Raw genomic sequence first — 11963 nt, forward strand, 5'->3', positions numbered from 1 at the left:
CGGCAGAGGGGACACTGCTGATTCGCAACTTTGATTATTATGAAGAATTATTATTGAAGGATGATGAAAATGTTTAAGAAAGTTCTTGCTGTTGCCGTAATGCTGGCCTGCGGTTCCGCCAGTGCCGCCACCGTTTATAACAAGGATGGCACTTCCCTGGCTGTAGGCGGCCGTTTGCAGGCTAACTTCAATTCCGTATTTTCGGATGCCGAGGATGATTCCTACGGCAACCGCTGCCACAGACATGCCACCGATGCCGACGGCGAGGATTATTATGCCGAATGCAAGGCCGGCCTCAGCGGTGTAGCCCGCCTCAATGTGAATGCCCGCACTCCTATCGGTGCCGGATTCTATGCCAAAGCCTTCGGTGAATGGCAGGTGTCTGCTGAAACCTCCAGCAACGGAAAGTTTGATACCCGCTACGCCTATGTGGGCTTTGATTCTGACAACTACGGCGCTCTGGTATTCGGTCAGCTGGAATCTGCAATGTACAACGCTCTCAGCGTAACCGACGTTTTTGAGGAGTACGGCTTTTCAGCCTACAATCTGGGTGCCGGCGAGGCTGACAGCGAGCGTCAGGAAGGCCAGATTGTCTATAACCTGGACACCAACGGCGTGATGTTCAACCTGTCCTACCAGACTGCTGGCCTGAAGGGCGTTGAGGGCGGTGTTGCCGTTTCTGCCGGCTACACCTACGGCGAGACTCTTCCGCTGTCTGTGCGCCTGGGCTATGACTACTACAATGTGACCGGTGCGGATCCTGATTACCAGAGCTTCGGTCTCGGTCTTTCCCTGGGCAATGCCGGTGATGGCTTCTACGGTGCTTTCGGCTACCAGATGACCGATATTGATCGTACCTCCTCCCACCTGAATTCGTATGAGGCAGCTCTGGGCTACGGCTTTGACAACGGACTTGGTTTCATGGCCGGCTATCAGTCCAATACCTTTAAGTCCAAGCTTTTCACAGTGTCTCAGGTTGTTCTGGAGAGCACCTATGACATTAACGAGCAGTTCAAGGCTATTGCCAGTGCCAAGTTCGGTGTCGGCCATATTGACAACGGCTACCTGGACAAGACCCATGGCATTCAGTATTCCAGAGGCCGTGATCACGATGCCTTCTCTGTAGGCCTGCAGTACAACTTCTAATAACTGCCGGTTCCAGAAAAACTGACATGGCGGCTGCGGATTCTCCGGGATCCGCAGCCTTTTTATTTCCGGAGCCTGGGTAAGGAGCTGCCGGCACGGAAATTACAGAGTTCAGCTTTCCGTTTCCGGCAGAAACTCCAGAATTTCGTCAGCGCCGGTATCAGCAGGTCCCGGCTGCGGTTTTTCCGGGGAATTCGCGCTTTTGGAGGATTTTCGGAAGGGGCCGGCAGGGGATCAGTGTTCATGCAGCCTGTACTCCCGGTCCTCATCAATGATTTCCAGCATGATGTCTGCAAATGCGGGATCGAACTGGGTGCTCCGGCCCCTGACGATTTCCTCGCGCACCCTGCTCTGGGGCAGTATTCCGCGATAGCTGCGGTTACTGGTCATGGCGTCATAGACGTCCGCCACGGCGATGATCCGGGCCTCCTCCATGATATCGTGTCCTGCGAGACCGTCCGGATAGCCGCGGCCGTCAAAGCGTTCATGATGCCAGCGGGCGCCCGCTGACAGCCGGGGCATTTCTGTAATCTGGCTGAGGATCCGGTGGCCCTGAACCGGATGCTTCCGGATGAGTGCAAATTCCTCTTCGGTAAGTCTGCCGGGCTTGTTGATTACCGCGTCCGGCACGCCGATTTTGCCCACGTCATGCAGAAGACCCATCATGTAAATCTCATCCTGAGCTTCCCGGGAGTAGCCGTAGCGCCGCGCAATTTCCCGGGAATACTCAGCTACTCTTCCGGAATGACCGTTGGTGTAGGTGTCCTTGGCATCAATGGCGGCGGCCAGAGTCTGTACCACGTGCATGGAGAGACTCTGGATTTCCCGGGACTGCCGTTCTACCTCTGCTGCCAGATTGCGTCTGAGCCGTACCAGATCGATGGTGTGCCGGACCCGGAGCGTCAGCACCTCGGGAACCAGCGGCTTTCTGATAAAGTCCATGGCTCCCATGGCAAGTCCCCGGGACTCGGAATCCCGGCTGTCATCAGCGGTCAGGAAGATTACCGGAAGCGGATCTGCGGAGCCGGTCTGCTCCTTCAGGCGTTCCAGGGTGGCAAAGCCGTCCAGCCCGGGCATTTTGATGTCCAGAAGGATGAGATCCGGCCGGTTCCCTCTGAGATATTCCAGAAGGGCAGTGCCGGATTTCAGGGCCGTAACCCGCATGCCGTTCCGGCTGAGAATTTTTCCGGCCATCTTAAGATTCATCACGTCGTCGTCGACTACCACGATCCAGTCCATGAGATACCTCCTTTCAGGAATGATATGCCGCTACAGTAACAGTGAAGGGCTGCCGGAGTCAGGCAGGGCTGCTCCGGAGATGAGAAACGGCAGGAGATCTGTACTTATTAAATTCTAGCAGAGCCCCCGGAGGGATTTTTATGGGCAGATCAAAGAGTTGCGCCCGGGCTGTAAAAAGACCGGGCCGGTCCGGATTTTTATGAAACAATCCCGGAATTCATGTAACGGCTAATGCTTACCGGGAAGTTTTTAATTTCCATGTGACGGATGTTGTCAAATTGCGGGAACCCGGTAACAGCGGGGAAGGGCGGTATGATAAGATGGCCAGAGCCGGGCATTTTCTATTACTACAATAACGGGTCATTCCGCTGACCTGACGCTGACAGGCTTAAAGTCCTATCTAAAGGATCTTCCGGGTGACACTGATGACGCTTTACAGCGCGGTTTTTCTTTCGGGAAAAATTCCGGAAGATAAGGTCGTTTATTTTTAATATCAGGGGTCTTTATGGCCGGCAAATATAAAATTTCCCGAGGACACAGCAGGATTCTCGGCTCTACCGTGGAAAAGGACGGAGTCAACTTTGCCATCTGGTGTCCCGATGCCACCGAAATGGAGCTGCTTCTTTTCAGCGATATCGATGATACCAGTCCGGAATCGATTATTCTCAGATCCGCGGAGTACAGGAGCCATTACTACTGGCATGTGCTGGTGCACGGCATCCGGGATCGCCAGCTTTACGGATGGCGGGTGAAGAAGCTCGGGGCCCGGAGGCCCGGAACGATTTTTGATCCTCACAAGGTGCTTTTGGATCCCTACGCCCGGCGCATTGTCTTTCCGGAAAACTACAACCGTACCTTCAGCCGCTACGTGGGCTCCAACCTGCATTTCTGCGCCAAAAGCGTGGTTATTGACATGAGCCTCTATCACTGGGGCCGCGAGGAGAAGCGGCCGCTCCATGCCATGAGCTCCAGCATCATCTATGAAATGCATGTGGCCGGCTTTACCAAGAATCCCAATTCCGGCCTGCCTCCTGAAATCCGGGGCACCTATGCCGGCATTATCGAAAAGATTGACTACCTGAAGGACCTGGGAATTACCGCGGTGGAGCTTCTTCCGGTGTTCCAGTTTGACCGTCTGGATGCCCAGCCCGGCAAAAGCAACTACTGGGGCTATTCCCCCATGAGCTTTTTTGCGGTTCACGGGGAGTACTCCTCCCGGAACGACATCTACGGTCCTCTGGATGAGTTCCGGGATATGGTAAAGGCTCTCCACAAGGCCGGGATTGAGGTGTTCCTGGATGTGGTCTACAACCATACCTCGGAGGGCGATGCCTCGGGGCCCATTTATGCCTACAAGGGACTGGACAATCCCTCCTACTACATTCTCGATCCTGAAAAGGACGGGGCCTACCGGAACTACACGGGGTGCGGCAATACCATTAACGCCAGTAATCCCATGGTAAAACAGCTCATTAAGGACAGTCTCCATTTCTGGACTGAGGAAATGCATGTGGACGGCTTCCGGTTCGATCTGGCCTGTGTGCTTTCCCGGGACTCCTCGGGGCAGCCTCTGAACGACCCTCCCACCACCCTGGCCATTGACTGCGATAACCAGCTTTCTGATGTGAAGCTTATTGCCGAGCCCTGGGATGCCGGCGGACTTTATCAGGTGGGGGCCATGGCCGGCAGCCGCTGGCGCGAGTGGAACGGGCAGTTCCGTGATGACATGCGGGCTTTTCTGAGAGGGGATGACGGCATGATTTCGCGCTTTGTGAACCGCATTCTGGGAAGTCCCGACATTTACAGGGGCAAGAATGTGGATCCGCAGAAGAGCGTGAATTTTATCACCTGCCACGATGGCTTCACGCTGTGGGATCTGGTGTCCTACAGCAGAAAGCACAACGAGGCCAACGGCGAGGATAACCGGGACGGCAACGACTATAACTTCAGCTTCAACTACGGAGAGGAAGGAGAAACCCGGGATCCCCGGATCCGGGCAGTGCGCCTGAGACAGGCCAAGAATTTTATGCTGCTGAATCTGATGTCCATGGGCACTCCCATGGTGCTGATGGGCGACGAGGTGCTGCGGACGCAGCATGGCAATAACAATGCCTACTGCCAGGATACGGAGATGAGCTACCTGAACTGGGAGCCCCGGAAGGAATCCGAGGAGATGCTCCGGTTTACCAGAATTCTTCTGTCATACCGTTCCCGGCGCGGCAGCAGACGTTTCCGGGGGCGGGATTTTGAATCCCTGCAGGAAGCCATTGCCAATAATTCCATCACCTGGCACGGTGTGGAGCCGTTCCGGCCGGACTGGAGCCATACCTCGCACAGCATTGGCCTTACGGTTTATTCCGATACCCGGGGACTCTGGTACTACGTGTTCATTAACGCCTACTGGGAAGGTCTTCACATAAAAATTCCCTCCGTGCCGCACGGGGAGAAGCAGAAATGGTTCCGGGTCATTGATACCTATCTGGCCCCGCCCGATGATATCTATGCCGAGCAGGATGAGTACTTTCCTATCGGACACAACTACTACCTGGGCAGCCGTTCCATTCTGGTTCTGGTGGCTCCGGGACGTCCGAACTAGACCTGTTCCCTGCCGGCGGCAGCGGAAAACTGCCGGATTTCCGGGCGGGAATCCGGTCCGGGGACAGGAGGGCGGCGGTAATGTTAATCTGCCGGAAGTTTTGAGATAAAAATACAGGATTATGTGCTCTGTTTCCCCGCTTTGGTTTAGAATTGTGAAGTAACTTTGGTTCTGCGCGATATTATTTTCTGTCAGAGGAACAGATAAAATGCTTGGTTTAGGTGATAATTCTCCATTGCTGCTGGAAGACAGAATTAAAATGCTTACCCGTGAGCTTAACGGGGCCCGCGAAGAGATTGAAAAGCTGCAGAAGTTCAATCATGACATGGATCGGGAACTGGCAGATACCGGTGCCGAGCTGGCTGAGACCATTGTGAAGCTCAATGAAGTGACCCGCAGACTGGAGAACAGCGAGGACGAAAGAAAGAGCCTGATCATGGAGCTGGACAGTCTGAACGATCAGATCGACAAGCACGAGCAGTTTATGAAAGGGCTGCTGAAGCTTCTGAAAAGCAGCAGCAATATTTCCTGATTTCCGGCAGCCGTTTCCTTCCTCCGGAGGGGGCCGGTTGCTTTCTGTAATTCACGCATTCCCACATTCCCACCTTCAGAAAACCCGTCAGAAAAAGGCGGGGAGACTTTTTCCGGCCGTTATTTTCAGATGTCAGAGGCAATTTCCGGACTGCAAGAAAAACAGTACCTGCAAAAGTGTGTGGGGGGCTATAGCTATCTTGAAGGTTGTGTTTATACTGACTTCACAAAATAAAGATCGGATATGCAATATCCGATCTTTAACTGAACTCATACGCCTATTATCTCAAAATTAACACATTACTTTGAATGATTTTGCACATTATGTATGTTATTAGATATAACTCAGAAACATAAGAAAATCATTAGTTTGATAATTCTTGTTAAACGATCGCAAAAGTTGACCACCTAAACGAATAAAAGTTGACCACCTATAAATTATGAAACAAATAGATAATGGAGTGGTCATGAAAAGATCTAAAAAACATAAAATATCGGAATATCGTATAAAAGAAAATGGGTATTCCAGAATGTTTGATTCAATATTTCAAAATCAGATCCATGAACTTTCTAAACAAGGAAAGTCTATCAGGGATATAGCCAGAAAATTGGGAATTTCAAGGCAATCTGTTCGTAAATACATGAATGGTATTCAAAAACCAAAGGTACGTGTGCAGGACAGTTTTAATAACTATCTGAAGATCAACAGAGAAACAATTAAAGAGCTGTTTCTCGAGATGAATGGACACTGTGTACCTCTGCTGAGAAAACTTAAGGAATCGTATGATGGCAGTGCGAATTTACGAGGGTTACAGATTTTCTGCAAGCAGTTCAGAAAGGAACTGAAGAATCGTGGCGAATCAATCCCCTGTCGCTATGAAACCCAACCTGGTGATCACCTGCAGATAGATTTTGGAGAACAGGATGTGATGATAGGCGGGAGTAATGTCAGGATTCACTTTTTTGTTAGTGTTCTCGGTTATTCGAGAAGAATTTACGTAAAGGCGTTTACGGCAGAAAATACTGAAGCATGGCTTAATGGTATTGAGAATGCTTTTAGACATTTTGGAGGAGTTCCTCTGGCAATAGTCTCAGATAATACAAAATGTCTGGTTACAGTACATAACGGCAGTGAGCTCAAATTTAATGAAAGGTATACGGCATTCTGCCATTATTGGAATGTTAAGCCTGTCGCATGTACGCCATATAAACCACGCTCTAAAGGTAAATGTGAACGTATGGTAAGGTATTTCAAGGAAAATGCACTACCAGGCAGAAACTTTGATTCTCTTGAGGACTTACAGAAGTGGATAGATTTATGGTTGGTGAAATACTCAGACGTAAGGAAACTTTCACTGGTTCATACCTCCGGCATACAAGCTGAAACCCCGGCAGAAAGATTTACACAAAAGGAACGATCTGAACTCAGGACTGTTGACAGAGTATTTTTTACAAACATACGTGAGGAAACCAGAAAGGCAGACAAGTGTGGCCTTATCCGCGTCGAGAACAGATTGTATAAACTACCGGAGCAGTACTCCAATCAAAGCGTATTTATTCAGATAACAGACACAGAAATCATCTTCCACGATGATGATAATAAAGTTATCAGAATAGATAAGGCCACTTCCTTTTATACTGCAAAATTGCAGGAAAAATCAACCATTAAAATTTTTAATGACGTTAGTCCCGATTATGAAACGTGGGGGCAGAACAGCCTGTCACGTTCACTCGATGAGTATGCAAAAGTTACTGGAGGCGCATGGTAATGGCATCTGATAACAATCTTGTTGCTATGGCTGACAGGCTGAATCTGACTTTCTGCAGAGATCACATTGAGGAAATTATCAGTGAAACTACAAACAGCAGAATGAATCCCAGAGAAATATTGCAGTTTGTCTTTAGTCGTGAAATTAGTCGTCGAGAGGAAAACAGAATAAGGATTGGGATTATGGCAGCCCACTTCCCTCGCAAATGCACTCTTGAGGAGTTTGACTTCTCGGTGCAGCCTTGTATCGATACGGCTGTCATCAGAGAACTTAAAACGCTGTCCTGGGCTGGCAGTGGCTCTAATATTCTCTTTCTTGGACCTCCAGGAGTAGGCAAAACACACCTGGCCATAGGATTCGGTCTGCTAGCCGTAAAACAAGGATACTCAGTACTTTTTAAAACGGCAGAAGCTCTTATCAAAGAACTCTCCGAAGCCCATGAAATGGGAAAGCTTGAACAAAAAATGCAGAAACTTGCTAAGGTTAAAGTCCTCATCATTGATGAATTAGGATACTGTCCCTTCAGTGCAAATGGCTCACATCTTTTGTTTCAGCTGATAAGCAGAAGATATGAATCCAAAAGTACTGTTATAACCAGCAACAGACCTGTCAGTGATTGGGGACTGATACTTGGTGATACAACTGCCGCCACTGCTATTTTAGACAGACTGCTTCATCATTGTAGTGTGCTTACAATCAATGGCGACAGTTACAGATTGCTCGCTGCCAAGAAGGCAAATTTATTGGCAAAAAATGAAAGTTTAAGTTAAAATCGGAGTGGTCAACTTCCGATCGTTTTAGTGGTCAACTTTTTCGATCGTTCTACAATTCTATCCATGTTGCCAATCTAAAATAATTGTCAGTTAAAGGTAGTGTAATCTTGAATCCGCTTTTCCTTGCAAACTCATATGAAATACCGCCAACTGCAGCACCGTACGTTATTTTTGTTGCATTATCAGCATCCCCTAATGAACAATTAAAACCATTTTCATTAGCAGTACATCTTCCTCCAGAACCACCTATGGCAAATAAATCTCGTAATTGGAACATTTTTGTACTAGGCCAATGATTCTTTGCATAATTGTTTTTTACATCATAAACATTTAATAAAAACAAATAATCAGTTGATGATGTACTTGTAGTATTATGCTTGTAATAATAATTGTTTGGAACTGTATATGCATCTACTCGCACACCTTCCCAAAGGCATGATGGATTTTGTATACAATCAGCATTAACATTACCCCCATGTGCTGCATAATTCCACAAATCGGAGTAATTACTTATAGGCACAATTTTGCTTTTTTCGAAATCTGAAAAACTCAGCCTAGTTTGAGTATTAGAATTATATTTAGGTAATGATATATATTGTTTATTCAAAAAATTGCTATTTAATATAGAGCGAACATTACTATTGGGCCAAATTGTTGCACTTGATGCAGAAGAGAATGTCATTGTAGATTTATTATACAATTCTTCTTCAAAAACCTGCAAAAGCATAATTTTTCCACTGGATTTTCTAATAACTTCCCAGATTATAGGACGATCTTTTACTCTGTATACAGAGCCTTCCAATGAAGATAATGTTCCAAACTGAACTAAATCACCAACATTGATAGATGAATATGTTGAAGAGTCAGCTGACTTACCAATGCGTATATCAAAAGAACAATCTTCAGAATCAGATAAATTATTCACAGCTGTAACTTTTAATTGATGATTACCATTATATCCAAACAAATCTGACGAAGTGTAAGATTTTAAAGTTCCGTATACGCCTTTACCAACAGTATAAGAATGCCCCCCATAAACTATTTCAGATACATCAGTACTTAAGATATTGTCATAGTAAAAACTCAATGACGAAGGACACTGATCAGCATTAGTATCGGCACATCTTTCTTTTGCATTACTAATAAACACGTATTCCTTTTGGTTATTGTCATTATTAAAATACATGTAGCTCATTTTGTGATAGGGACCAAATACAGAACCTGAACAATATTTACTATTAAAGTAATAATATTTATTTGAAACTTTTGTTTCAATACCATTTGTGTTATCTTTAATTGTTAGCACAGGTTCATAAACGGTAGGTGATATATATGAATGTAATGTATTAGAAATATTGGTATTAGTATTTATTGATTTGTTTGAACCGTCACCAAAATTCCAAGTAAATGTATAATTACCTCCTGTTTTTACAACTGAATTTGAAACAAATTCAGCATTTAACGATGGATTAGATACGAATCCATCTTTTGGTGATAATTGTTCGTCAATAGATTGATTACGGTCATAAAAATCTGCTTTGAATACATCTGATGATGTATAACTAATGTTGCTGTTATTTGAATTACCGAGAGAATCGGAAACAGTTAACCCAATACTTACCTCTGTATTTTTACTAAACGTGCATATATAAGTACTGATATCACTATTTGGCGACTCGCAGGTTACCCCATCTCCAACAACATTCCAAGAATAATTCAAAGATGATTGCAACTCTCCATCAATTGAACAAATAATACTTTCCGCATAATAGGAATTATTATCATCAATTTCGATCAAGTCCAGAGTTTGTGAGCCACAACTAAATAATGCCGTAGGAATTATTGGTTCTGATTCAACTGTAACATTTTGTGATGCTACTGCCGAACTCGCCCCCTTGGAATCCGTTACCACCAGGCTAATGGTATAGGTTCCGGGCGCCGCGAAAGTATGAGCATAATTCCTTGTTGTTGCCGAACCGCCGTCACTGGAAGTCCATGAATAGGATACTATGTCAGAGGGGCCGTCCTGATCAGAGCTGGTACTGGTAGCTGTGATATCCAGGTAATTGCTAGCTACAGTGAATGATGCAACCGGAACATTGTTGGCTTTTTCGACGGTAACGGTCTTAGTCGCCGCTACGGATACCGCTCCCTTGGAATCAGTCACCACCAGGCTGATGGTATAGGTGCCGGGCGCCGCGAAAGTATGAGCATAATTCTTTGTTGTTGCCGAATCGCCGTCGCTTGAAGTCCACGCATAGGATACTATGTCAGAGGGGCCGTCCTGATCCGAGCTGGTATTGGTAGCTGTGATATCCAGGTAATTGCTGGCTATAGTGAATGATGCAACCGGAACGTTGTTGGACGCTTCAACAGTAACCGTCTTTATAGCTGCCACAGAGCTTGCTCCCTTGGAATCTGTTACTACTAGGCTGATAGTGTAGGTACCGGGAGCTACAAAGGTATGAACATAATCCTTTGTCGTGGCCGAACCGCCGTCGCTGGAAGTCCAGGCATAGGATACTATGTCAGCGGGACCGTCCTGATCCGTGCTGGTACTGGTTGCTGTGATATCCAGATAATTGCTGGCTACAGTGAATGATGCAACCGGAACATTGTTGGCTGCTTCAACCGTAACAATATTTGTTGCCACTACTGAGCTTGCTCCCTTGGAATCTGTTACTACTAGGCTGATAGTGTAGGTACCCGGAGCTGCAAAGGTATGAACATAATCCTTTGTCGCGGCCGAACCGCCGTCGCTGGAAGTCCATGCATAGGATACTATGTCCTCGGGGCCGTCCTGATCAGTGCTGGTATTGGTGGCTGTAACATTCAGATAATTGCTGGTCACGGTAAAGGAGGCAACCGGGACATTGTTTGACGCTTCAACAGTAACCGTCTTTGTAGCTACCTCAGATCTTGCACCCTTGGAATCTGTTACGACTAAGCTGACAGTGTAGGTACCGGGAGTTGTAAAGGTATGGACATAATCCTTTGTTGCAGCTGAACCGCCGTCGCTGGAAGTCCATGCATAGGACACAATGTCTGCCGGTCCGTCCTGGTCAATACTGGTATTGGTGGCTACGATGTCCAGATAATTGCTAGCTACGGTGAAGGATGCAACCGGGACGTTGTTGTTCGCTTCAACAGTAATAATTTTTGTAGCTGCCGCGGAGCTTGCTCCCTTGGAATCTGTTACCACCAGACTTATGGTATAGGTGCCGGGAGCTGCAAAGGTATGGACATAATCCTTTGTTGTAGCCGAACCGCCGTCGCTGGACGTCCACGCATAGGACACAATGTCTGCCGGTCCGTCCTGGTCAATACTGGTATTGGTGGCTGCGATGTCCAGATAATTGCTAGCTACGGTGAAGGAAGCAACCGGCACGTTGTTGGCAGCTTCGACAGTAACGGTCTTTGTTGCAGTTGCGGAGGTTGCTCCCTTGGAATCCGTCACCACCAGACTTATGGTATAGGTGCCGGGGGACGCGAAGGTATGAGCATAATCCTTTGTAGTTGCAGAACCGCCGTCGCTGGATGTCCATGCATAGGACACAATGTCTGCAGGTCCGTCCTGATCCGTGCTGGTATTGGTAGCAGTTACTTTAAGGAAATTCTTAGAAATCGTGAAGGAAGCTTTAGGTTTATGGTTAATATTAGCATTTTCAGAAATTACTACATTCTTGGTAAATTTATTAGATATTCTGCCATTCTTATCTTTGACTATTAATGATATTGAGTATTCTCCATGGGAAGGAAAAGTATGAACAAATCACCCAGGGTATGGCCGTTTTATCCCTGACATACCCCATGAAAGAAAGTACTAGACCGTTGTAAGTTCATGGTCCGGTACATAAGTTTTCGCTCTTGAAACCTATAAGGCCTTAGAGCCTGCCCATGCATTTGAGA

At 46.9% G+C, this 11963-nt stretch carries 7 protein-coding genes; 5 read left to right on the plus strand and 2 right to left on the minus strand.

From position 1 onward, the window contains the following. Nucleotides 1–69 precede the first annotated feature (69 nt). Nucleotides 70–1146, plus strand: a complete 1077-nt coding sequence (locus F557_RS21345) for a porin (RefSeq protein ID WP_019002400.1) — start codon at nt 70–72, stop codon at nt 1144–1146. Between the two features lie 234 nt (nt 1147–1380). On the opposite strand, the gene F557_RS0111665 is transcribed toward F557_RS21345, so the two are convergent. After that, nucleotides 1381–2385: an HD-GYP domain-containing protein gene (locus F557_RS0111665; protein WP_019002402.1), complete on the minus strand. Its 1005-nt coding sequence runs from the start codon at nt 2383–2385 to the stop codon at nt 1381–1383. A gap of 505 nt (nt 2386–2890) precedes the next feature. Between F557_RS0111665 and glgX the strand changes: the two genes are divergently transcribed. The 4 genes from glgX to istB all read left to right on the plus strand — a co-directional run bounded on the left by glgX (nt 2891) and on the right by istB (nt 8051). Continuing rightward, nucleotides 2891–4981 (plus strand): glycogen debranching protein GlgX, encoded by a 2091-nt coding sequence (gene glgX, locus F557_RS0111680; RefSeq protein WP_019002405.1) that lies wholly within the window; start codon nt 2891–2893, stop codon nt 4979–4981. A gap of 208 nt (nt 4982–5189) precedes the next feature. Then, the gene (locus tag F557_RS0111685) at nt 5190–5513 is read left to right on the plus strand and encodes a coiled-coil domain-containing protein (protein WP_019002406.1); all 324 of its coding nucleotides are present in this window, start codon (nt 5190–5192) and stop codon (nt 5511–5513) included. 466 nt (nt 5514–5979) lie between these two features. After that, nucleotides 5980–7281, plus strand: coding sequence for an IS21 family transposase (istA, locus tag F557_RS0111690; RefSeq protein WP_245539382.1), 1302 nt, complete (start codon nt 5980–5982; stop codon nt 7279–7281). Further along, nucleotides 7281–8051 carry an IS21-like element helper ATPase IstB gene (gene istB / locus F557_RS0111695; RefSeq protein WP_019002407.1) on the plus strand — a complete coding sequence of 257 codons (771 nt, stop codon included), beginning with the start codon at nt 7281–7283 and terminating at the stop codon, nt 8049–8051. Before istA ends, istB begins: the two co-directional genes overlap by 1 nt. A gap of 52 nt (nt 8052–8103) precedes the next feature. Here the strand turns inward: istB and F557_RS0111700 are convergent, their stop codons facing one another. Further along, a complete protein-coding gene (locus tag F557_RS0111700; protein ID WP_342664075.1) occupies nt 8104–11790 on the minus strand; it encodes a PKD domain-containing protein in 3687 nt (1228 codons plus the stop codon). Between the last annotated feature and the right edge of the window lie 173 nt (nt 11791–11963).

Origin of the sequence: Succinimonas amylolytica DSM 2873 (assembly GCF_000378405.1) — a bacterium.
Classification (GTDB): Bacteria; Pseudomonadota; Gammaproteobacteria; order Enterobacterales; family Succinivibrionaceae; genus Succinimonas; species Succinimonas amylolytica.

Excerpts from the sequence above, each read along its gene's own strand:
- F557_RS21345 (WP_019002400.1), top strand. The coding sequence starts at position 70 with ATGTTTAAGAAAGTTCTTGCTGTTGCCGTAATGCTGGCCTGCGGTTCC.
- F557_RS0111665 (WP_019002402.1), bottom strand. The coding sequence starts at position 2,385 with ATGGACTGGATCGTGGTAGTCGACGACGACGTGATGAATCTTAAGATG.
- glgX (WP_019002405.1), top strand. The coding sequence starts at position 2,891 with ATGGCCGGCAAATATAAAATTTCCCGAGGACACAGCAGGATTCTCGGC.
- F557_RS0111685 (WP_019002406.1), top strand. The coding sequence starts at position 5,190 with ATGCTTGGTTTAGGTGATAATTCTCCATTGCTGCTGGAAGACAGAATT.
- istA (WP_245539382.1), top strand. The coding sequence starts at position 5,980 with ATGAAAAGATCTAAAAAACATAAAATATCGGAATATCGTATAAAAGAA.
- istB (WP_019002407.1), top strand. The coding sequence starts at position 7,281 with ATGGCATCTGATAACAATCTTGTTGCTATGGCTGACAGGCTGAATCTG.